Annotated in this window: 25 protein-coding genes and 1 pseudogene; 10 read left to right on the top strand and 16 right to left on the bottom strand. The window is 62.5% G+C overall.

Features of this window, described 5'->3' with window-relative positions:
* Positions 1 to 177 precede the first annotated feature (177 nt).
* Positions 178 to 444, top strand: a pseudogene (locus C7I87_RS22690) (OsmC family protein); the annotation flags it as partial.
* 20 nt (positions 445 to 464) lie between these two features.
* Complete coding sequence (locus C7I87_RS22685) at positions 465 to 851, top strand: nuclear transport factor 2 family protein (protein ID WP_149906304.1); 387 nt, start codon at positions 465 to 467, stop codon at positions 849 to 851.
* Between the two features lie 9 nt (positions 852 to 860).
* Here C7I87_RS22685 and C7I87_RS22680 read toward each other — a convergent pair whose 3' ends face one another.
* From C7I87_RS22680 to C7I87_RS22650, 7 genes are all read right to left on the bottom strand, one after another.
* Complete coding sequence (locus C7I87_RS22680) at positions 861 to 1,472, bottom strand: LysE family translocator (RefSeq protein ID WP_149906303.1); 612 nt, start codon at positions 1,470 to 1,472, stop codon at positions 861 to 863.
* 91 nt (positions 1,473 to 1,563) lie between these two features.
* The gene (locus C7I87_RS22675; RefSeq protein ID WP_188393949.1) at positions 1,564 to 1,893 is read right to left on the bottom strand and encodes a YkgJ family cysteine cluster protein; all 330 of its coding nucleotides are present in this window, start codon (positions 1,891 to 1,893) and stop codon (positions 1,564 to 1,566) included.
* A 52-nt stretch (positions 1,894 to 1,945) separates the two neighbouring features.
* The gene (locus tag C7I87_RS22670; RefSeq protein WP_149906301.1) at positions 1,946 to 2,104 is read right to left on the bottom strand and encodes a hypothetical protein; all 159 of its coding nucleotides are present in this window, start codon (positions 2,102 to 2,104) and stop codon (positions 1,946 to 1,948) included.
* A 1-nt stretch (position 2,105) separates the two neighbouring features.
* Positions 2,106 to 2,513: a hypothetical protein gene (locus C7I87_RS22665; protein ID WP_149906300.1), complete on the bottom strand. Its 408-nt coding sequence runs from the start codon at positions 2,511 to 2,513 to the stop codon at positions 2,106 to 2,108.
* Positions 2,513 to 2,740, bottom strand: a complete 228-nt coding sequence (locus tag C7I87_RS22660; RefSeq protein ID WP_149906299.1) for a hypothetical protein — start codon at positions 2,738 to 2,740, stop codon at positions 2,513 to 2,515. Before C7I87_RS22660 ends, C7I87_RS22665 begins: the two co-directional genes overlap by 1 nt.
* A 343-nt stretch (positions 2,741 to 3,083) precedes the next feature.
* Positions 3,084 to 3,293: a cold-shock protein gene (locus C7I87_RS22655; protein ID WP_010915421.1), complete on the bottom strand. Its 210-nt coding sequence runs from the start codon at positions 3,291 to 3,293 to the stop codon at positions 3,084 to 3,086.
* Positions 3,294 to 3,868: 575 nt separating this feature from the next.
* Entirely contained in the window at positions 3,869 to 4,537 is a 669-nt protein-coding gene (locus tag C7I87_RS22650; RefSeq protein ID WP_149906298.1) for a glutathione S-transferase family protein, read from the bottom strand.
* A gap of 162 nt (positions 4,538 to 4,699) precedes the next feature.
* Between C7I87_RS22650 and C7I87_RS22645 the strand changes: the two genes are divergently transcribed.
* Positions 4,700 to 4,888: a CsbD family protein gene (locus C7I87_RS22645; RefSeq protein ID WP_188393944.1), complete on the top strand. Its 189-nt coding sequence runs from the start codon at positions 4,700 to 4,702 to the stop codon at positions 4,886 to 4,888.
* 34 nt (positions 4,889 to 4,922) lie between these two features.
* Here the strand turns inward: C7I87_RS22645 and C7I87_RS22640 are convergent, their stop codons facing one another.
* Positions 4,923 to 6,056 (bottom strand): metallophosphoesterase, encoded by a 1,134-nt coding sequence (locus tag C7I87_RS22640; protein ID WP_149906296.1) that lies wholly within the window; start codon positions 6,054 to 6,056, stop codon positions 4,923 to 4,925.
* 156 nt (positions 6,057 to 6,212) lie between these two features.
* Here C7I87_RS22640 and C7I87_RS22635 point away from each other — a divergent pair, with 156 nt between their 5' ends.
* On the top strand, positions 6,213 to 6,800 hold the full coding sequence (locus tag C7I87_RS22635; RefSeq protein ID WP_149906295.1) for a hypothetical protein: 588 nt from the start codon (positions 6,213 to 6,215) through the stop codon (positions 6,798 to 6,800).
* A gap of 62 nt (positions 6,801 to 6,862) precedes the next feature.
* Here the strand turns inward: C7I87_RS22635 and C7I87_RS22630 are convergent, their stop codons facing one another.
* Complete coding sequence (locus C7I87_RS22630; RefSeq protein WP_188393948.1) at positions 6,863 to 7,495, bottom strand: TetR/AcrR family transcriptional regulator; 633 nt, start codon at positions 7,493 to 7,495, stop codon at positions 6,863 to 6,865.
* A gap of 149 nt (positions 7,496 to 7,644) precedes the next feature.
* Between C7I87_RS22630 and C7I87_RS22625 the strand changes: the two genes are divergently transcribed.
* From C7I87_RS22625 to C7I87_RS22610, 4 genes are all read left to right on the top strand, one after another.
* A complete protein-coding gene (locus C7I87_RS22625; protein ID WP_149906293.1) occupies positions 7,645 to 8,418 on the top strand; it encodes an NIPSNAP family protein in 774 nt (257 codons plus the stop codon).
* 191 nt (positions 8,419 to 8,609) lie between these two features.
* Positions 8,610 to 10,007, top strand: coding sequence for a class II fumarate hydratase (gene fumC / locus C7I87_RS22620; protein WP_149906292.1), 1,398 nt, complete (start codon positions 8,610 to 8,612; stop codon positions 10,005 to 10,007).
* A gap of 221 nt (positions 10,008 to 10,228) precedes the next feature.
* Entirely contained in the window at positions 10,229 to 10,651 is a 423-nt protein-coding gene (locus C7I87_RS22615; RefSeq protein ID WP_149906291.1) for a DoxX family protein, read from the top strand.
* A gap of 123 nt (positions 10,652 to 10,774) precedes the next feature.
* Positions 10,775 to 11,197, top strand: coding sequence for a DoxX family protein (locus C7I87_RS22610; RefSeq protein WP_149906290.1), 423 nt, complete (start codon positions 10,775 to 10,777; stop codon positions 11,195 to 11,197).
* Here the strand turns inward: C7I87_RS22610 and ppx are convergent, their stop codons facing one another.
* Positions 11,198 to 12,733: an exopolyphosphatase gene (ppx, locus tag C7I87_RS22605; RefSeq protein ID WP_149906289.1), complete on the bottom strand. Its 1,536-nt coding sequence runs from the start codon at positions 12,731 to 12,733 to the stop codon at positions 11,198 to 11,200.
* A complete protein-coding gene (locus C7I87_RS22600; RefSeq protein ID WP_149906288.1) occupies positions 12,733 to 14,925 on the bottom strand; it encodes an RNA degradosome polyphosphate kinase in 2,193 nt (730 codons plus the stop codon). Before C7I87_RS22600 ends, ppx begins: the two co-directional genes overlap by 1 nt.
* Positions 14,926 to 15,092: 167 nt before the next feature.
* On the opposite strand from C7I87_RS22600, the gene C7I87_RS22595 reads away from it, so the two are divergent.
* Positions 15,093 to 15,338 carry a zinc-finger domain-containing protein gene (locus C7I87_RS22595; RefSeq protein ID WP_015318409.1) on the top strand — a complete coding sequence of 82 codons (246 nt, stop codon included), beginning with the start codon at positions 15,093 to 15,095 and terminating at the stop codon, positions 15,336 to 15,338.
* A 10-nt stretch (positions 15,339 to 15,348) separates the two neighbouring features.
* Positions 15,349 to 16,587, top strand: a complete 1,239-nt coding sequence (locus tag C7I87_RS22590; RefSeq protein WP_149906287.1) for an FAD-dependent monooxygenase — start codon at positions 15,349 to 15,351, stop codon at positions 16,585 to 16,587.
* 23 nt (positions 16,588 to 16,610) lie between these two features.
* On the opposite strand, the gene C7I87_RS22585 is transcribed toward C7I87_RS22590, so the two are convergent.
* The 5 genes from C7I87_RS22585 to C7I87_RS22565 form a co-directional block, all read right to left on the bottom strand.
* Positions 16,611 to 17,276, bottom strand: a complete 666-nt coding sequence (locus C7I87_RS22585) for a TIGR02117 family protein (RefSeq protein WP_149906286.1) — start codon at positions 17,274 to 17,276, stop codon at positions 16,611 to 16,613.
* A gap of 115 nt (positions 17,277 to 17,391) precedes the next feature.
* Positions 17,392 to 18,141, bottom strand: a complete 750-nt coding sequence (locus tag C7I87_RS22580; protein WP_031240865.1) for an amino acid ABC transporter ATP-binding protein — start codon at positions 18,139 to 18,141, stop codon at positions 17,392 to 17,394.
* Positions 18,142 to 18,220: 79 nt separating this feature from the next.
* Positions 18,221 to 19,378 carry an amino acid ABC transporter permease gene (locus C7I87_RS22575; protein WP_149906285.1) on the bottom strand — a complete coding sequence of 386 codons (1,158 nt, stop codon included), beginning with the start codon at positions 19,376 to 19,378 and terminating at the stop codon, positions 18,221 to 18,223.
* Between the two features lie 4 nt (positions 19,379 to 19,382).
* Positions 19,383 to 20,570 (bottom strand): amino acid ABC transporter permease, encoded by a 1,188-nt coding sequence (locus C7I87_RS22570; RefSeq protein ID WP_149906284.1) that lies wholly within the window; start codon positions 20,568 to 20,570, stop codon positions 19,383 to 19,385.
* 62 nt (positions 20,571 to 20,632) lie between these two features.
* On the bottom strand, positions 20,633 to 21,661 hold the full coding sequence (locus C7I87_RS22565; RefSeq protein WP_015318414.1) for an amino acid ABC transporter substrate-binding protein: 1,029 nt from the start codon (positions 21,659 to 21,661) through the stop codon (positions 20,633 to 20,635).
* Between the last annotated feature and the right edge of the window lie 85 nt (positions 21,662 to 21,746).

Below are 21,746 nucleotides of genomic sequence, written 5' to 3'. Positions count from 1 at the left end.
TATCACGATGCCAGAAAGCGAGGATGCAGACACCCTCATGCCGTTCGCATCCTCGCCAGAGCCTGGCTCAGGATCCTCTGGCGCGCATGGCAGGACCGCACATCCTACGACCCCAACAAACACCCCGCCGCTAGCCTCTTGCTCACAACAGGTTGACACAGGAAGTCTCATGCCGGCTGCTTCTCGATGGCGCTCACCGCCATTCTCGGTGGTGAAGGTCATATCGCAAGCGACATCCATACGGTCGCAAAGGTGCATCTGGGTGCCACCTCGGCCGGGCCGACGATTACCCGCATCGAGATCGAGACGGAGGCGAATGTCGCTGGGCTCGCCGCCGCCGACTTCGAGCGGCTGGCGCAGTCGGCCAAGGCTGGATGCCTCGTCTCGCGGGCGCTGGCCGGCGTCGCCGCGATCACGCTGAAGACGAACCTCATAACTCACTGAAAACGGAAGGAGAAAATCCCATGACCCGGGAATTGATCATCGACATCGCCACGACTAACCGCACCGGCTGCACGGCTGAGATCATGCGGCGCTACAACGACGTCTTCCAGCGTCATGATCCCTCGGCGCTCGACGAGCTTGTGGCGCAGGACTGCGTGATCGAGAACACCACGCCGGCGCCGGACGGCGCGTGCCGCGCCGGCAAAGCTGCCTGCGTCGAGCTGTGGTCGGCGATCGCCACCGCACCCGGTACGCGCTTCGACATCGAGGAGACCTTCGTGGCCGGCGACCGCGCCACGATCCGCTGGCGCTACTGGATGGCCGACGGCAATTCGCTGCGCGGCGTCAACCTGATGCGCGTCGAAAACGGGCGGATCGTCGAGGCGATGGGTTACGTCAAGGGCTGAGCCGCGCGATCACCTGTCCGCCAGCGCCAGCTTGGCGCCGAGCATGACGAAGGCGCCGGCAAATGTCCGGCGCATCCAGGTCAGCACCGTTGGTCGCGACACGACATGGCTGCGGATCGAGGCCGCGAAGATGCCGTAGCCGATGAAGACCACGAAGGTCAAAAGCATGAACACGGAGCTGAGCTCGAGCATCTTCGACAGCGCATTGGGTTCGGTGGTGCTGACGAATTGCGGCAGGAAGGCGAAGAAGAAGATCGACAGTTTCGGATTGAGCACGTTGACGAGGATGCCTGTGGCGATCACCTTGCCTGCCGAGCGCGGAACGACATCGTCCTCGACGCTCAGGCCGCCCTTCTCCTTCAGCGTGTTCCAGGCCATATAGAGCAGGTAGGCGACGCCGAGATATTTCAGCGTCTCGAAGGCGACAGCACTGGTGTGCAGCAACGCCGCCAGGCCGGTGATGGCGGCCGCCATGTGCGGGATGATGCCGAGCGTGCAGCCGAAGGCTGCGATGATCGAGGCACGCGCACCGCGCGAAAGCCCGGCGCTCAGCGTGTAGAGAACGCCGGTGCCGGGCGAAGCCACGACAATCAGCGACGTCAACAGAAATTCGATGCTCACGACGATTTCCTCCGGCGCCCTGCCTGACGCAGCCTAGCCAGCAAGCGGGATCCGCACAAGCGACACGCATTCGCCACCAGGACGCCGCCCGCTAAGAGGTAGAAAATCCAAGCGCCCGGCGTGCCATCAGGCACTCGTTATCGCCAGGCATGCAGGCGCGACAGACATCCGGGCGCAGTTCATAGATGGTGCAAGCGGTCGACTTGCCGACTTCGCCGGACAGGGCCGAACAGCGCACGCCGTCACAGCGCATACCCGACAGGTCGGCCGCCACGTATTTTTCCGGGATGCGGTCGAGCTGCGCATCGTCCTCGGTCGAAAAGCGCGGCCATTCGGCCGAATAGGAACAGCAGGCGCCGCAGCTCTGGCAATCGAAGACAGGAGCTATGCCTGATGACGGCAGGCTGCCAGCGGCTGCCACGGCAAACGGCCCCGAAGCGGCAAGGTTGCGATCGGCATCCCGAGGCAAGGTGCTACTTCTTCTTGCCCGTCTTGCCCTTCGGTGCGTCGACCGGCGACTTGAACAGATCCGTCGCTGTCTCGGCGGCCTTCGGCGCGACCGCCGGCTTGGCCGGCTTTGCGGCGGAAGCCGTCGCTGCCGGCTGGTCCTTGGCGGAAAATTTTATTGCCATGTCAGTCCTCGTCGGCGAAACGCGATGATGGTGCGCGCGGATTGCGCAAGCGGCCGATCAGCGCCGAAACCGCCGTGATGTTCATTTCCTCGGGCGACCAGTTCCTGGCTTCCGCGATGTGATGCGGCGCCAGCTCACGATGCGTGCTGCCGCTATAGGCAGCATCCTGATAGGTCACCCGCTCATGGGTCTTGGCGTCCTCGCGGACATATTCGATCAGATAGTTCGGGGCTTCGGCACGGCCGCGAACGCCGATGCGCACCTGGGCATCGCCATGGGCGCGCTTGCAGCGTTCGAGTTTTTCCAGCACGCGCCGGACATATTCGACCGGCTTGTCCAGGGTTTCGACCATGTCGGCGATGGTCGCATCGGCGGCGATCGGCGTTGGCGGTACGCGCTTGGTGGCCATCAGCGTTTTCCGGCTCGTTTCGGCAGCGCCGCAAGTGCTGCGGCCGCCGCCATCTCGTCGGCTTCCTTCTCCAGCCGCAACTCGCGCAAGCGCGCGGTCTTGGCTTCCCGCGCCTGGCTGACGGCGTCGCGCTCGGAAATGATGCGGTTGAGCGACATCGACTGGGTTTGCGTCTTGCTGAACAGCGACACGGCCGGATCGACGGCGGGCTTCGAATGAGCGGTCAAAATCTTTCTCCTGTCAGGAGCCTGGTGCCGATAGGACGAGACCGGGTCTTCGGTCGGGACCATGCACAAAGCAATGCGGCAGCGGATTCAAATTGCTGGAGCGTCCCTTAGCACGTTCAGCCCAATGCGCAGCGCATTTTCGGCGGCAACAAGCGTAAAATGAAAAAGGCCAGGCACCGCCTGACCTTCCCTGGGAGCGCCGTGCATCCAACTGGATGCACAAGGCTAGCTCCCGATGGGCAGCACAAACCTTGGAAACTCAGGTTCCCGTGGCCATGCGCCCGAATTCGCCATTCACCGGTGCCAGTACATCCGTGGTCACCGGGACGGCAGAATTCTATCTTCAGGCCGCCTTCAACTGGTCGGCCGACATCTTGCCCGACTTGTTGTCGCGGACCATTTCATAGCCGAGCTTCTGGCCCTCGACGATGTCGCGCATACCGGCGCGCTCCACGGCCGAGATGTGGACAAAAACGTCGGCGGAGCCGTCGTCAGGCTGAATAAAACCAAAACCTTTGGTGGCGTTGAACCACTTGACTGTGCCGGTGCTCATGACGAACCCTTTCCATGGCAAATATTCGTTCGCCGTCATGCGGATGCATAACGCCGTTTGTCTCGATTTTTGATGTGGGAAGTTCGTCAAAGGCGCGCTCGAAAGCGCGGATAACAAAAGTCAGTCAAACAAATATCGACGAATTGCTTGTAGGGTTCTTTTGGCGGCTTGTCAAACTCGGATGACCCAAGCCGTGGATTCACCAACCGCTGGCATCGCGGCGCGCCGCATCAACTCAAAAAAAAAAATCGCCGCATCCCGGAACCATCCATGCAAACGCGCATTTTGTCCATGTCATCAGCAATTCATGAGAGCAATCGAAAGAAGGGTTGATGGCAAAGACGCCCCCCGCGAGATAACAGGCGCGAGGGGCGTTCTATTTGGCGAGAACCATGCGCATCGGCGGCGCGCCAACCGCATCATGCCTTTCCCGTATACACGCAGGCCGAGCCGCGATCGTCTTCGCACCAACCGTGCTATGCGATAGAGCGCGGCCGGCGGAATGTTCCTCAGCGTGCGCCCGATATGTGGCCGCCGGCAACCGGTTCCACTTTTCTGGATCAGGCCCCAGGGTCCTATTCGTCGGGGCTTGGCTCCGGCCATGTCTCCCCGGCGGCTTCGGCATACCATTGGCGCATTGCCGGTGTTGCCAGAACCGCTTCGACATAGGCCCTGGTGTCGGACGCCAGTTTCCCGCCATAGGTGTCGAACCGGGTGACCACGGGCGCATACATGGCATCGGCCACGGTGAAATGGCCAAACAGAAACAGACCGCCCTTACCGTGTTTCTCACGGCACTCACGCCACAGTGCCTCGATGCGGGCACGTTGGATCTCGCCCTCGGCGTCGAGTCGCTTGTGCCCCTTGGGCCGGCGCAAATTCATCGGCCAGCCATAGCGGACTTCGCGAAACCCGGAATGCATCTCGGTCGCCGCCGAACGCGCCAGCGCCCGGGCGCCGATATCGGCCGGCCAGAGCTTTTTCTCGGGAAAGAAGTCGGCGAGATATTCAAGGATGGCAAGGGTTTCCCAGATAATCCTGCCATCGTGTTTCAAGGGCTTGTGAACCAAGACGGGCACCTGACCTGTCGGTGACACTTTCGCCAGCTTGGCCGCGGTCTCGGGGGTACGCAGCCGAACCAAGACCTCCTCGAACGGTATCTCCAGATGCCGCATCGCCACCCAGGGCCTAAGCGACCAGGACGAAAAGCATTTGTTGCCGATATAGAGCGTGAATTCCGACATCTGTCCCCCCCTGGTGGTCTTGCTCTCCTTGCGGAGTGCGCTTGCCGGCACCCTAGCCTGCCTGCCCGGCCGTCGAAAGGCGCCTGTTTTGCCGACACAAGCAGCGGCTGCTGGAACCGAAACCGTGCCGGCTCGTTTGCTCAGGCGAACCAAACCCGGGAGATGCGAAAAATGGTGAACAAGGATCAGGTCGCCGGCGTGGCCAAGCAGGTAAAAGGCTCGGTCAAGCAAGCCGCCGGCAAAGCGGCCGGCGACAGGCAGACGCAGGCCGAAGGCATGGCCGACAAGGCTACTGGCAAGGTGCAAAAGGCCTATGGCGACGTGAAGGACAAGGTCAAGAAAGCGCTTTGATCGCTGTGAAAAAGGCCGCGTCGAGCGGCCCTTTTCACGTCTTCAGCGACTTGCTGAAGGCGTTGGTGAAAATCACGTCGCCATGGTCGTCGCCGGCTTCACCCAGCACGACATCCACGCTGTCTTCGGTAACACGTGCCAGGGCGAAGCCGCCCATATAGGCGGCTTTCGGCTTGAAGAGATCGAGGCCGTCGCGTTTATAAATCATCGGCACCTCGTGCTGATGACCGTGGAAAACGGCGACAACGTTGTAGCCCTTCAGGACCGCCAGCAATGCCTGGCGGTCCGCATCGCTCCACCAATGCGACGCTCCCTTGCCGCCGTCGTCGAATACTCTTTTGACGGGGTCCCATCGCTCCATCGAAAAACTATCCCAGCCATAGTGCTGGAACAGGATGACGGGGCGGCCGTCCGCCGCATAGGTCGCCAGGTCCTGCTTGAGCCAAGGCAGGCTGTTGTCGGCGCCATGGCCGGTGTCGCCGGCGAAGCGATGGGTCTGCACCAGATGCAGGCCACCCCAGTCCCATGAATAGCAGTCGGTGTCGACGTCGTAGCTGGTGGCCGGCACCGGCGGCTTGAAGAACACCCCGGCACGATGATTGACCTCGACATAATCGCGCATTTCGCGCCGGTACCAGTCGACATGGTGCGGCGGACCGTTCTGATCGAGGTCGTGATTGCCGAGCCCGACATAGACCGGGACATGCACGCGGTCGGGACCCATGCCTTGCTGATAGCGCTGGCTGAACTGCAGGAGCTGGGTGCCTTCGCTGGGCTCGGTGATCTGACCGCCGCCATCGTCGGTGATGTCACCGCCGACGACAAGGCCGAGCGGCGTGCCGATGCGGCTGCCGGCCGGCCGCAGGCCCGTTGCGATGCCGTTGATCTCGGCCGGCCAATCCTTGTCACCGATGGCGTTCAACGCCGCGACGTTGCGAAGCAGCGCCGTGTCCGTCTTGCCTTCCTGCTGGCAATTGGGGCTCAAGCCGCTTGCCATGCGGCAGGCATGGACATCGGCAACAAACAGGAAGGTGGCGTCGACAAGCTGGATGCGCTGCCCGGTCTGGGCGAGCGCCGGGCGTGAAAGCGCACCGGCCGCGGCAAGACCGGCGGCCTGCACCAGAAAGCCGCGGCGCGAGAGCAATAGGGACGAAGTGCGATTTATCATCCGGGGATTTCAGCATGAGAGCGGGCGGCAGTAAAGTTCAACCCGCGCCATTTGCGATCGTCGTATGGAAGGAGCCGCCCTATCATCATCGACAGCACGACAGGCGTCTGCCATGTCTAGGGCATACAGATCAAGCTCTATGGCAAGGGGAAGGCCATGAAGACTCTATCGGCCGGCATATCAGCGATCCTGTTCACCGCTGGCGCCGCGCATGGTGGCCCGTGCGTCGACGCGAAATCTGCGAGGAATGGCTTTGTCCTGGCAAGACCCGGTATCCAAAGCGAGTTTCGGCCAGCGGCAGGCGGGATGATATCGGTCACCAACACCTACGAGCAGCAATCGCCGCAGAAGCAGTTCCTGTTTGCCGGCCTGATCGAGGTTTTTCGCGACAGCGAAACCGGTCGGCTGGCAATGATCCCGTTTTCCGATCTGCGAAAACTGTTTCCGCTGAAGGCGGGAGCCAAGAGCACGATCGAGTTCGTCGAACTGTCGCCCAGCAAGCAGCCGAAGGCCACCAAGACACTGACGCTGGCCGTCAAGGACAAGGAGACGTTCAGCCTGGGCGACTGCAAATACAATGTGCTCGCCGTCAAGGAAACCTTCAAGAACGGAGCCGGCGAGACACTCGACGCCTTCACGGCGCTCTATTCACCCGATCTGCAGGCCGCTCTCGCCCGGCGCTACGATGAAGGCACCAGTGCGGAATCGGTGAACGGTTACGAGACGATCAAGCCATTAGAGTAGTAACTGGCTTCCCGCGCTCGTCGCGGCATCGGCCGCAATGCCGGGCTGACTGATCCTCCGGCTCAAATGGTGCCGTGCCGTCGCAGCACCCTGCGACGCCGCCTCGCCCCCGGCTCACCCTGCGATGATGCCGCTTGCGAGGCGCTCCGCTCGAACGCCGCGAGGCAATCGCGCAACGGGCCGGCGTCCTGCGCTGTCTTGGCCATCGACATGGCGCCGGAATAGGCGGCGACGGCAACCACCGCGAAATGCCCGGGATCCGTGCCTTGCTCCCTGCCCTCCTGCTGATCGGCCCTGATCTTGTCGGCGATCGCCTGGCGCCATGCCGCAAAGATACCGGCGAGTGCCGTACGGAATTCGGCATCGGCGAGCGAGAGTTCATGCGCCAGATTGTTGAGCGGGCAGCCGCGCACGAAACCTTGCCGTTCCAGTTCCGCCGCCACGGCTTCGAACACCTGACGCACGCCCTCGCGCGCCGAAGCCGCCGCTTGCATCGGCGTGATCCACGTCTCCTCGACCGCCGCAGCCACGCGTTCGTCGATGACCGCCAGCGCCAATGCCTTCTTGGTCGGGAAATGATGATGGAGCGCGCCACCGCTAACGCCTGCCGCCGCCATCAGATCGCCGAGGCTGGAAGCATGGTAGCCGCGTGCCTGAAACGCGACTTCCGCGACATCGAGCACTTTCCGGCGCATGCCTTCAGGGTCGTTGATGCGTTTGCCTCGGGCTCGCCTTGGCCGGTTGTTGGTCTCTGCTGACATTCTCGAAGACTAGCATGTTGACAAAACAGGGCAACCGGTCTGTTTATAAAACAGGATGATCAACCTGTTTTGGAGAACGCCGGATGAACCCGACCCCGAATGCCATGCCGAAGCCGGCGGCTCTCGCCTCGCCGATCGTCGAATTGCGCCAGTACACGTTGAAACCCGGCCGCCGCGAAACGTTGATCGAGATCTTCGACGCGGAGTTCATCGAGAGCCAGGAAGACGCGGGGATGACGATCATCGGCCAATTCCGCGACCTCGACCGCCCCGACATGTTCGTCTGGATGCGCGGTTTCGACAGCATGGATGCCCGCAAGGACGCCCTGGGCGCGTTCTATGACGGACCCGTATGGGCGGCGCATCGCGATGCTGCCAATGCGACGATGATCGATTCCGACGATGTGTTGCTGCTGCAGCCGGCGTGGCCGGATGCCGGCTTCGATCTGTCGGGGTTGAGCCGGTCAACGGCCGCCTTGGCCAAAAGCACAAGCGATCGGAATCAGTTGCCCAGTCTGGTTGAGATTTCGATTCACCATTTGCAGGCGGGCTCCGAGGCCGACTTCGCCGGGCGCTTCCGGGAGGAGATGGTTGCGCGGCTTGCCCACAATGGCGCGCGTCTGCTCGGCGCCTTCCTGACGGAGCCGGCCGCAAACACGTTCCCGCGACTTCCCATCCGCGCCGAAGAAAACGTCTTCATCGCCGTTACCGGCTTCCACGACGCCGACGCCCATGCCAGCCATCGCCTCGCGACTTTGCCGGCGTGGCGGGCGTTCGGCCAGGGCAAGCAAGCCGTCAGAACAAAGCCGGCCGAGACATTGCGGCTGGTGCCCACGGCCCGATCGCTGTTGAGGTGATCAGCGGTCGCTCAAGGGAAGAGAGGTTCGCGAAAGTACAACAGGAACCTAGCCAGGGTTCGGCTGCATACGAAGCGTATCCACGTGAACCTTCTTCAACCGATTTGCATCCCCACCATGCGCAATCTCTGCTTGATGCGTTTTGTGCAACGCGATACGCCCTTGCCCAAATCGACAGACGGAGACTTGCCGTGAGCACGCCAAAGACCAGAACCGAAACCGATACGTTCGGCCCCATCGAGGTTGCCGCTGACCGTTATTGGGGCGCGCAGGCGCAGCGTTCGCTGGGAAACTTCAAGATCGGCTGGGAGAAGCAGCCGGCTTCGATCGTGCGCGCGCTGGGTATCGTCAAACGGGCGGCGGCGGAAGCCAATATGGAACTCAAACGGCTCGATCCGGCCATCGGCAAGGCGATCATCGAGGCCGCGCAAGAGGTCATCGACGGCAAGCTCAACGACCATTTCCCACTGGTGGTCTGGCAGACCGGTTCGGGCACGCAGTCCAACATGAATGCCAACGAGGTGATCTCGAACCGCGCGATCGAAATGCTGGGCGGCGTCATGGGCTCGAAAAAGCCGGTGCACCCCAACGACCACGTCAATATGAGCCAGTCGTCGAACGACACCTATCCGACGGCGATGCACATCGCCTGCGCCGAGCGGATCATACATGACCTGATCCCCGCGCTGCATCACCTGCACAAGGCGCTCGCCGCCAAGAGCCGGGACTTCAATCACATCATCAAGATCGGCCGCACCCACACGCAGGATGCCACGCCGCTGACGCTGGGCCAGGAATTCTCCGGCTACGCGGCGCAGGTCGCATCGTCGATCAAACGCATCGAGATGACGCTGCCTGGCCTGCAGGAACTGGCGCAGGGCGGCACCGCTGTCGGCACCGGCCTCAACGCACCGGTCGGTTTTGCCGAGCGGGTGGCCGATCGCATCGCTGCCATCACGGGCATCGCTTTCGTCACCGCGCCGAACAAGTTCGAGGCGCTCGCCGCCCATGATTCCATGGTGTTCTCGCATGGCGCGATCAACGCAGCGGCCGCGGCACTCTTCAAGGTCGCCAATGACATCCGCTTCCTTGGCTCCGGTCCGCGTTCGGGCCTCGGCGAATTGTCGCTGCCGGAAAACGAACCCGGCTCCTCGATCATGCCTGGCAAGGTCAACCCGACCCAGTGCGAGGCGATGACGCAGGTCTGCGTGCAGGTATTCGGCAACAATGCGGCGCTGACCTTCGCCGGCAGCCAGGGCCATTTCGAGCTCAATGTCTACAATCCGCTGATGGCCTACAACTTCCTCCAGTCGGTGCAGTTGCTCGCCGACGCTTCGGTCTCCTTCACCGATAATTGCGTCGTCGGCATCGAGGCACGAGAGGACAACATCAAGGCGGCCCTCGACCGTTCGCTGATGCTGGTGACGGCGCTTGCGCCCACAATCGGCTACGACAATGCCGCCAAGATCGCTAAGACCGCGCACAAGAAGGGCACGACATTGCGCGAGGAAGCGTTGGCAACCGGACTGGTCAGCGAGGCCGACTATGACCGCCTGGTGCGGCCGGAGGACATGACGCATCCGGGGTAAGCACTTCCAGGAACAGCGCAAAGCCGTTTTCCGTCCCACGGCTGATATTTTTCGGCGGGAGAATTTGCTCCCGTCGCCGCACTGTCCGATACGAATTTCGCGCGTCCTGCCCAATCACGGAAATGTATATTCTGTGAACAATGTGTCGCCGCATAGCTGACTTTGGTGAACAGTCGGCATCGTCTATCTGAGTGGTCATTCAACCCATTCGGAGAGTCACCATGTCCATCAACACTTCCGCCGCCGGCGCCGGTACCGCATCCAACAGTTCTGTCACCCTCCTGCTCGGCCGTATCCTGCTCGCAGTCATTTTCCTGCTTTCCGGATTCGGCAAGCTCACAGCCATTTCCGGCACGGCCGCCTACTTCGGTGGCCTCGGCCTGCCGGCGCCGACGGCGACGGCCGTCATCGTCGGACTGATCGAACTGCTTGGCGGCCTTGCCGTCCTTGTCGGTTTCCAGACCAGGATCGCAGCCTGGGTGCTCGCTATCTTCACCATCGCGACCGGGCTCGTCGCCCACACCGGCTGGGCCGACCAGATGCAGATGATCCAGTTCCTCAAGAACCTCGCCATCACCGGCGGCTTCCTGCTGCTGGCCTCCTCGGGTGCCGGCGCCTATTCGATCGACGCCAAGCGCGGCTGACGCTTTCCCCTCCCAAGGACCCGAAACAAGCGGCGCGGAATTTTCCGCGCCGCTTTTTCGTTTTGGGATCATAGGCGTAGATTGCAATGGTCGCCGGCGACTGTGCCGGCAAGGGAGGGTGCCATGGGTCGCAATGCATTGCTTATGGTTTCGCGGCTGCTGTTTGCCGTGCTGTTCGTGCCGTCCGGCTTCCAGGCGCTTGCCAACATTGGCGGCACCACCAGCTATTTCGCCGGCCTTGGTCTGCCGCTGCCAACGCTCGCCGCCTGGTGTACCGGCCTTTTCGAGCTGATAGCAGGGCTGCTGGTCCTCGTTGGACTCCAGACGCGGATCGTCGCGCTGCTGCTGGCCGCCTTCTGCGTCGCGGCCGGCTATATCGGCCACTATGGCCAAGGCGCCGGCGATGCGACGCTTGCTTTCCTGCACCAGCAGATGCTGATGAAGGATATCGCGATATCGGGCGGTTTCCTGGCGCTTGCTATGGCCGGCGCCGGCGCCTGGTCGGCCGACGGAAGGGGCTTCGGCATAGGCGCCGACGCGACTTGACTATTTGACCGACACGCTCGGCCCGCCCTCGACCGCCAGCACCAGGCGGCGATTGGTGACGCGCGCCAGTTGCGCCAGCCGGCCGGCCGGGCGCTCGCCGTAGAGATCGGAAAGCGAAGCCGGCAGCACCAGCGTCAGCGCGCCGTTGGGGCGGCTTTCCCATTTCAGTCTCGGCATGATGCCGGGCATGGCGGCCGTCAGCAGGTACACGACGCGCATCATCGCCGCCAGCACGCGGGCGCGCTCCAACAGGCGCGGCGGCGCCAGCGCCTTGATTTCGGGCGCCACCAATTCATTGAAGACGCCGTCGTGACGGTAGGCGTTGGTCAGCGCCAGGTAGGCGCGGCCGGGATGATCGACACCGATGAACGACGCATGCGCGATGATGTTGAGCGACTGCTTGCCGCGATATTCCGGATGAGCGCGCCAGCCGATATCGGCGAGCAGGCAAGCGGCGTGGCGATAGCGCGCTTCGTCTTCCGTCTCATCGATGCCGAAAGCCTTGAAGGCCTTGCCGGTCCATTCGACCAGATCATGCGCGTGATGGACCGAACGCGAGCGCAAAAGCGCAAGTTCCTCGGCGGCCGAGATCAGCGGATCGGCCTTCTGCTCGGCCGCGTCGAGCAGCGAATAGAGGAAGCCTTCGCGCACGCCTTGCGCCGAAACGACGATCCTGGAGGGCTGCATCGCCGCCATGATCTCCTGCAACACGAGCGCGCCGTATGGCAGCAGCGAGCGGCGGTTCTTGGACACGCCCTCGATACCCCTCACCTTTTCGACCTCGCCCCTGGCCACCTGCTTGAGGAAGCTTTGAGCACTTTCGGCCGATATCTCGTAGTGGTGCATGACGCCGAGCGGGTAGTTGTTCATCTCCATGTGAAGCCTGGCAAGGTTTCGCCAGGTGCCGCCGACGGCGTAGAAGGTCCTCCCCTGCCCGCCCTTCAACAGCTTGGCTCGGGCCAATTCCTGGCGTGCGATCTTCTGCGCCTGGACGAGCGAGTTCTTCGCCATGTCCTGCAGACGCAAGCCGCCAAGCGGCAGCGTGATGCCGTCGCCGATCGCCTCGCCGTCGATGTCGATGAGCTCCAGGCTGCCGCCCCCAAGGTCGCCGGCAATGCCGTTGGCCGGGTGGAAGCCGGAGATGACGCCGAGCGCGGAGTAATGCGCTTCCTGGCGGCCGGAGAGCACGCGGATCTCGGTCTTGAGCACATCCTCGGCGCGATGGATGAAATCGGGACCGTTGATCGCCTCGCGGGCCGCGGCGGTTGCCAGCACGTACATGTGTTCGGCACCGGCCTGGTCGGAGAGCGCGCGGAAGCGGCGAAACTCCTCCATCGAGCGTGCCACCCCTTCGGGGTCGAGCTTCCCCGTCGACACGATACCGCGGCCGAGGCCCGCCAGCATCTTTTCGTTGAAAAGCATGGTCGGCGAACGCGCCAATCCCTCATAGACGACAAGACGGATCGAATTGGATCCGATGTCGATGATGGACAGCGGTCGGCGGTCCTGCAGCCGGCCCTGGGAATTGGACAGCATCAGGCGGTGGCGTTCTTCTTGCGGCGCTTGAACTGCGCGATTCGCTTGGGCGCATGCGATTTCAGCGCGTCACCCCGTCCCGACAGGCTCGGATTGGTCATGAAATATTCCTGCGCGTTGAACGGTTCCTCGCCCTCCTCCAGCACCACGCGCCGGGAGGTTCCATCAGCCAATACGTCGAAACTTTGCTGATTGTCCATGATGTTGCCGAGCATGATCTGGCCCAGAACCTGTTCATGCACAGTTGGATTGGTGATCGGCACCATGGTCTCGACGCGGCGATCGAGATTGCGCGGCATGAGGTCGGCAGAGGAGATGTAGACGATCGCCTCGTCCGCAGGCAGGCCGTGGCCGTTGCCGAAACAGTAGATGCGGCTGTGCTCGAGGAACCGGCCGACGATCGACTTGACCCTGATGTTTTCCGACAGACCCGGCACCTGAGGCCGCAGACAGCATATGCCGCGCACGACGAGGTCGATTTCCACACCGGCGCGGCTGGCGTCGTAGAGCGCGTCGATGATGATGGGATCGACAAGGGAGTTCATCTTCATCCAGATGCGCGCCGGCCGTCCCTCCAACGCGTGGGTAACTTCGTCCGAAATGTGCTGGAGGATGCGGTTCCTCAGCGTAAACGGCGAGATTGCCAGCCGCATTTCGGCGGTCGGCTCGGCATAGCCGGTGATGAAGTTGAACAGTTGGGCGACGTCGCGGGCGATGGTCGGATCTGTGGTGAAGAAGGACAGGTCGGTGTAGATGCGCGCGGTGACCGGATGGTAGTTGCCGGTGCCGAGATGGACGTAGTTGCGCAGCTTGCCGTCCTCGCGCCGCACTACCAGCGACATCTTGGCGTGGGTCTTCAGTTCGAGGAAACCGAACACGACCTGCACGCCGGCGCGTTCGAGATCGCGCGCCCAGCGGATGTTGGCCTCCTCGTCGAAACGAGCCTTGAGCTCGACCAGCGCCGTCACCGACTTGCCGGCCTCGGCCGCGTCGACCAGCGCACGCACGATCGGGCTGTCGTTGGAGGTGCGATAGAGCGTCTGCTTGATCGCCACCACTTCGGGGTCGGCCATTGCCTGGCGCAGGAACTGCACCACCACATCGAACGACTCATAGGGGTGATGGACGACGATGTCCTTCTCGCGGATAGCGGCAAAACAGTCGCCGCCGTGCTCGCGGATGCGCTCGGGAAAGCGTGGGTTGTAGGGTGTGAATTTCAGGTCGTCGCGGGGAACGGAGACGATCTCGGAAATCTGGCTGAGCGCCAGCGGCCCGGTGAGCACGCTGATGCGGCTCGACGAGACGCCAAGCTCGCCGGCGACGAAATCGCGCAATTCGGCCGGCATCAGCATGTCGAATTCGATGCGGATGACCGAACCGCGGCGGCGCCGCTTCAGCGCCGTTTCGAACAGCCGCACCAGGTCTTCCGATTCTTCCTCGACCTCGATGTCGCTGTCGCGGATGATGCGGAACGTACCGGAGCCCTTGACCTCATAGCCGGGGAACAGCTTGCCGATGTAAAGGCCGACCGCCTCTTCCAACGGAATGAAACGGACATGGTTCTTGCGGTCCGGAAGGCGGATGAAGCGCTTCAGCGCCACCGGCAGGCGCAGCAACGCGCTCATCTCCTCGCCATTCTTGCGATGGCGAAGCTGCAGCGCCATCGAGAAGCCGAGATTGGGAATGAACGGGAACGGATGCGCCGGGTCGATCGACAGTGGGGTAAGCACCGGAAAAACCTGGTCCTGGAAATGCTCTTCCAGCCAGACCCTTTCGTCCTTGGTCAGAGCATCACGGCTGATGCTCTCGATACCTTCCTTGTTGAGCAGAACCGTGAGTGCCGAAAGGCTCTTCTGCTGGTCCTCCTGCAGCCGCTCGACTTCACGCAGCAATTGCTCGAGCTGCTGTTCGGGGGTACGTCCGTCCGGGCTCTTCAGCACGATGCCCTCGCGCACCTGGCCGGCAAGGCCGGCGACGCGCACCATGAAGAACTCGTCGAGGTTGGCGGCCGAGATCGACAGGAAGCGGACGCGCTCCAGCAACGGGTGATGGGTGTTGAGCGATTCTTCGAGAACGCGCCGATTGAACTGCAGCCAGGAGAACTCGCGGTTGACGAAACGGTCCGGATTGCCGGCCGGGCTCGCTGCCGCGACATTGTTGAATTCGCTTTGTACCGGCTTCAATTCGTTCATGATTCCTGCTCTTCCGCCCGCTCAGCCGGTTAACCGGCTTAACTTATCCTGTGGCAGGCTTTTGCGACAGTTCTCTGACAGGGTTTTGCGACAGTTTGATTTCATCGAACTTGCAAAGAGACTTGATATGATCCAGATGCAAGAGAGAGTGCGTTAAGGAGACGACGATGGCCGGCGGTTCAATTCCTCATTTCCAGAACGATGCGGGCCACCCGGCAATCGACATCGGGGTCAAGGAATTCATGTGCACGGGCGCCAACCCGCCTTTCGATCATCCGCATGTGTTCCTCGACATGGGCGACGACAATGAGAAAGTCTGCCCTTACTGCTCGACCCTATACCGCTATTCGCCGAAGCTGAAGGCGACGGAAACGCTGCCGGCGGGCTGCCTCTACATCGACCAGGCCGCCTGACCTCCCGATCATGAGTGAGACGCGGTCCCGGCAGGTGGTGATTGCCGGGGCTGGTATCGCCGGGCTGACAGCGGCGATCGCCTTTGCCGAGCGCGGCTACCCCGTGAAGGTGTTCGAACAAGCCAAACGCCTCGAAGCGGCGGGCGCCGGTATCCAGCTCTCTCCAAACGCGACGCGCATTCTGCGCCAGCTTGGCGTTCTCGACTCGCTTCTTGCCAATGCCATCAAGCCGGAAGCCGTGGTGCTGAAGGATGCCGCGAGCCTGCGCCAACTCGCACGCGTGCCGCTTGGCGGAGCCGGTGAGGAACGCTGGGGCGCGCCCTATCTCGTGGCGCACCGGGCTGATCTGCAAGACGCCCTGATGGCGCGCGTCGCACAAATGCCCAGTATCCAGTTCACCACCGGTGCGCGCATCTGCAACATTGCCGCCGGCACGCATGGCATCACGGTGACTGCCGAGGCGCACGGCAAGCCGGTCCAGGCGGAGGGTTTCCTGTTGGTTGGCGCCGACGGCGTCTGGTCGTCGGTGCGGAGGCTTGCCAGTCCAGGCAGCGGAGCCGGCTTCGCGAACAGCCACTTCTCCGGCGAACTGGCGTGGCGCGCGACGGTGAGCGCGGACAGCGAAGCCGGGCGAGCCTTTACCGCGATCAGCGCCCCCGACTGCGTCACCACCTTCCTGCACCCCGGCTTTCACATGGTCGCCTACCCCGTCAGCAGAGGCCGCGCCTTCAACCTTGCCGCCTTCACCCGGGGCGATCGCATCGCGGAAGGCTGGTCGGGCCGTGCCGATCCCGCCATCCTATCAGGAGCCCTTCGCGGCACTGCGGCAATGCTGGCGAGGCTAGTGGAACTCGCCTGTCCGTGGACCGCCTTCCCAATCCATACGGTCGAGCAGCGACGCTGGACGGTGCCAGCCGGCATCGCCCTGATCGGCGATGCCGCGCACGCGATGACGCCGTTTGCGGCACAGGGCGCGGCCATGGCGATCGAGGACGCGGCGACGCTTGCCAACCTCGTCGCCGACTTCCCAGCCGACCTACGGCAAAGCTTCACCATTTGGGAGAACCTGCGGCGGCCACGCATCGAAAAGGTGCTGAAACGCGGCGCGCTCAATCGGCTTGCCTGGCATGCCTGGGGACCGGTGGCGATTGCGCGCAACGTTGTGCTCGCGATGCGGTCGGGAGAGAAGCTCGCGGCGGATTTGGATTGGCTTTATGGGTGGCGACAGCAGCAGATCGTCCGTCGCTGAAAGGAGCTCGTGGCAAAAGCTAGCTAATTATAAAGCCTTAGCGACAGCCCAAGCGATGCCGGCAGCGGGTTCCACCAGCCCGTGCGCAAGCCGGCGATGCGCAATGCCGCCGCGGTCCAGGTGTTGCAGCCGATCAGCGCGTTGAAATGGCCGTTGGCCTCATAAAAGCGGTCGAAACTGGAGTAGGCGGCCTTGTCTATGACGATCGGGCCGCTCGGTCCCTGCTGAAAACTCGCTTCGATGAAGTCGAGCAATGCAGCAAAACGGTCCTCGCCCACGTCGAAGCCGGCGACATCGGGGTGCGCCTCGGAGATATCGCCGGCGACGTCGACATGCATCACCGAAGCATCGAGCGTCAGAGCCTTGAATACCGGCAGCGCCTTCACTTGCGACCATGTCGGCGTTTCCAGGTAGAAGGCACGCCCGCCCCAGCCGAAGACGAGGTAGCGCACTTCGGGTGCGTCCGAAGGCAGGCCGGCATCGGCCAGGAAGCGGAAGCGCCGGCGCACCTCGTCGTCCACTGGAATGGCGATGTCGGTGTGGATCGGATTTTTCAGCACCAATATGCGCCGCGTGCCCTCGCCCGCGGCGGCCGCGGGCCAGAGAGGGCGCGGCACCAGCGTGCCGAGCGCCGCGGCAAGCACCACCGCGGCGACCAACGTGACCAGGAAACACAGGAGTTTTTTCATCGGTGCGGCTTCGCGGTTTCGTCGCGGCTCAATGGAGGCGATCATTATCCGATCGGCCAGACGCAAAAGCCCGGCCGTGGCGCGACCGGGCTTTCTCGAATCGGCGTCAGTCCACTCAGTGCAGGATCTGCGACAGGAACAGTTTGGTGCGTTCGTGGCGGGGATGATCGAAGAACTCGGCCGGCGTATTCTGCTCGACGATCTGGCCCTGATCCATGAAGATCACCCGGTTGGCGACCTTACGGGCAAAGCCCATTTCGTGGGTGACGCAGAGCATGGTCATGCCTTCCTCGGCCAGCCCCACCATGGTCTCCAGCACTTCCTTGATCATTTCAGGGTCGAGCGCCGAGGTCGGTTCGTCGAATAGCATGATGCGCGGATTCATGCACAGCGAGCGGGCGATCGCCACGCGCTGCTGCTGGCCGCCCGAAAGCTGGCCCGGATATTTGTTGGCCTGCTCCGGAATCTTGACGCGCTTGAGGAAATGCATGGCGATTTCCTCGGCCTGCTTCTTCGGCGTTTTGCGCACCCAGATCGGCGCCAGCGTGCAGTTCTCCAGGATGGTCAGATGCGGGAACAGGTTGAAGTGCTGGAACACCATGCCGACCTCGCGGCGCACCTCGTCGATCTTCTTCAGATCATTGGTGAGTTCCTTGCCGTCGACGATGATCTTGCCCTTCTGGTGTTCCTCCAGCCGGTTGATGCAGCGGATCATGGTCGACTTGCCGGAGCCGGACGGTCCGCAAATGACGATGCGCTCGCCGCGCATCACCTTCAGATTGATGTCCTTCAGCACATGGAACTCGCCATACCATTTGTGCATGGCGATGATGTCGATGGCGACATCGGTGGTCGAGATATGCATCTTGGCGGCATTGACCTTGATCTCTTCCGCGCTGACGGCGTTTTCGGTGGCCATGGCTGGGGTCCCCTTGTTCTTTTGTTTAGCGTTTGTAGCCGGTGTCGAGCCGGCGTTCCGTGTACATTGAATAGCGCGACATGCCGAAGCAGAACAGCCAGAAGACGAAGGCCGCGAAGACCAAACCGGATTTCGCGGTCTGCGCGGTTGCCCAGTTGGCGTCGGAGAAGTTCTGCTTGACGATGCCGAGCAGGTCGAACATCGAGATGATGAGGACCAGGCTGGTATCCTTGAACATGCCGATGAAGGTGTTGACGATGCCGGGAATGACCAGCTTCAGCGCCTGCGGCAACACGATCAAACCCATTTTCTGCCAGTAGCCGAGGCCGAGCGAATCGGCGCCTTCATACTGGCCCTTGGGGATCGCCTGCAGGCCGCCGCGCACCACTTCGGCCATATAGGCCGCGGCAAACAGCGACACGCCGATCAGCGCCCTCAGGTACTTGTCGAAAGTGACGCCGGCCGGCAGGAACAGCGGCAGCATGACGCTGACGAAAAACAGAACGGTGATCAGCGGTATGCCGCGCACGGCTTCGATGAAGATCACGCACAGCATCTTGATGATCGGCATTTTCGAACGCCGGCCGAGCGCCAACACGGTGCCCAGCGGCAACGACACGGCGATGCCGACGAAGGACAGGCTCAGCGTGATCAGCAGCCCGCCCCAGCGCGAGGTTTCGACATGCGGCAGGCCGAATATGCCGCCGACCAGAAGGAAGAAGGAAACGATCGGCAACACCAGGAAAAGCAGGATCGCGTTCAGCCCCTTGCGCGGCACACGCGGCATCAGCATCGGCACCAGCAGCACCACGAACAGGATGGCGACCAGGATCGGCCGCCAGCGCTCCTCGACCGGATAGGTGCCGAACATGAACTGGCCGAACTTGGCATTGACGAAAGCCCAGCAGGCCCCACTCCAGCCGTCGGGCTGAATGCCGCCTTGCGCAACGGTCGCGCAGACCGTGCGGTCCGGCCCGGTCCACTGCGCGTTGATGAACGCCCAGCTGATGACCTGCGGCAGAATCCAGGCGACGAGGAGGATGCCGAGGATGGTGAGGATGGTGTCGCCGACCGAACCGATCAGGTTCCTGCGCACCCAGGCGATCGGACCGCTGACGCTCGCCGGCGCGGGCTGCGCCAGCGCCATCTCGGTACGCACCCAGGACATATCGTGTTCCTGCATGGCTCTACCTCTCCACCAGCGCCATTCTGGCGTTGACCACGTTCATGACAGCCGAGGTTACAAGGCTGAGTATGAGATAGGCGATCATCATGATCAGCACGCCTTCGACCGCCTGCCCGGTCTGGTTCAGAACCGTACCGGCTGTCGCCGTCAGGTCGGGATAACCGATGGCGATCGCCAGCGAGGAGTTCTTGGTCAGGTTGAGATACTGGCTGGTCAGCGGCGGGATGACGATGCGCATGGCCTGCGGCACCACGACCAACCGCAAGATCGACCCGGATCGCAGGCCAAGTGCTGCCGCCGCCTCGGTCTGGCCCTTGCTGACGCCTCTGATGCCGGCGCGCACGATTTCGGCGATGAAGGCCGCCGTGTAGCAGGACAGCGCCAGATAGAGCGACAGGAATTCCGGCTTGACCTGGAAGCCGCCGGTCAGGTTGAAGGTCGACTGTTTCGGCAAGTCAAAGCTCAGCGGAAAGCCGCTCAGCACATAAGCGAGCAGCGGCAGGCCGACGATCAGCGCAGCGGACGTCCAGAACACCGGAAATTGCTGGCCTGTCGCCATCTGCCGCTGGCGTGCCCTGCGGGCGACGAACCACGACATTGCGATGCCCACGACAAGGGCCACCAGGATCAGCCAGGAGCCGTCGCCCCAGACCGGGCGCGGAAAATAGAAGCCGCGCTGGTTGAGGAAGGAGCCGAAGGGCAGATGGTAGGAGTCGCGCGGCGCCGGCAGCACGGCGAGCACGCCGGAATACCAGAAGAAGATGACCAGCAGCGGCGGGATGTTGCGGAAAATCTCGACATAGACCGTGCAGATCTTCTGGATCAGCCAGTTCTGCGACAGGCGGCCGATGCCGATGATGAAGCCGATGATGGTAGCGGTGATGATGCCGGCGACGGCAACGATGATGGTGTTGATCAGGCCGACGACGATGGCGCGACCATAGGTCGAGTCCGACGTATAGGCTATCGGCGTGTCCGATATGTCGAAGCCCGCGCGCCCCTTGAGGAAGCCGAAGCCGGAGGCGATGTGCAGGCGCTGCAGATTGTCGATGACATTCTGCACGATCCACCAGATGGAGCCGAACAACAGGACGACGACCAGCGTCTGGAAGAACAGACTGCGTATTCTCGGGTCATTGACGAAGGAGCCGCGGCTCGGCTCCTCGCGTAGGATTTCCTGCGATGCCATGTCACGTCCCCTGTGAAAGAGAAACCGGAAGGCAGGTGCCTGCCTTCCGGATCACATTTCGATCAGCGGATCGGCGGAGCGTATTGCAGGCCGCCCTTGGTCCACAGCGCATTGATGCCGCGAGCAATCTTGAGCGGGCTGCCCGAGCCGACATTGCGGTCGAACATTTCGCCGTAATTGCCGGTGGCCTTGACGATGTTGACGACCCAGTCATTGGAGACGCCGAGATCGGTGCCGATCTTGGTATCGGCTTCCTGGCCGAGCACGCGCTTGATCTCGGGGCTGGCGGAATTCTTCATTTCGTCGACATTGGCCTTGGTGATGCCGAGTTCCTCGGCGTCGAGCAGGGCGAAATAGGTCCACTTGACAATGTGATACCACTGGTCGTCGCCCTGGCGAACGGCAGGTCCGAGCGGCTCTTTCGAGATGATCTCGGGCAGCACGACGTGATCGGCCGGCGAGCCGAGCGTCAAGCGAATGCCGTAAAGGCCCGACTGGTCGGTGGTGTAGACGTCGCAACGGCCGGCATCATAGGCGGCGTTGACCTCTTCCAGCTTCTCGAAGACGACCGGATTGTACTCCATCTTGTTCGCCTTGAAGTAGTCGGCGAGGTTGAGCTCGGTGGTCGTGCCGCTCTGCACGCAGACGGCGGCGCCCGAAAGCTGCAGCGCCGAATTGACGCCCGGCAGTTTCTTGGCGTTGATCATGAAGCCCTGGCCGTCATAGTAGGTCGTGCCGATGAAATTCAGGCCAAGCGCGGTGTCGCGGTTGATCGTCCAGGTGGTGTTGCGCGACAGGATGTCGACCTCGCCGGATTGCAGCGCGGTGAAGCGCTCCTTGGCGCTGAGCGGCGTGAACTTGACCTTGGTGCCGTCACCGAAGACGGCGGCGGCGACCGCGCGACAGAAATCGGCGTCGATGCCTTGCCAGTCGCCCTTGTCGTCCGGCGCCGAGAAGCCGGCCAAACCGGTCGAGACGCCGCACTGGATGAACCCCTTCGCCTTGACGGTGTCGAGCGTGCCGGCCGATGCAGCCGACGCCATCAATCCAAGCGTAGCGGCGCCAAGAATGCCGATAGCAATATGTTTCATGACCCACAGACCTTTTCTGTTTTTCAGGCAAACCCTGATCTTTTTTCCCGTGTGAACGCAGCTCCCATCCCGGCCCATTCCCGGA

This window comes from Mesorhizobium sp. SARCC-RB16n (assembly GCF_008520305.1).
Classification (GTDB): domain Bacteria; phylum Pseudomonadota; class Alphaproteobacteria; order Rhizobiales; family Rhizobiaceae; genus Mesorhizobium.
This window is presented reverse-complemented; position numbering and strand designations above follow the sequence as displayed.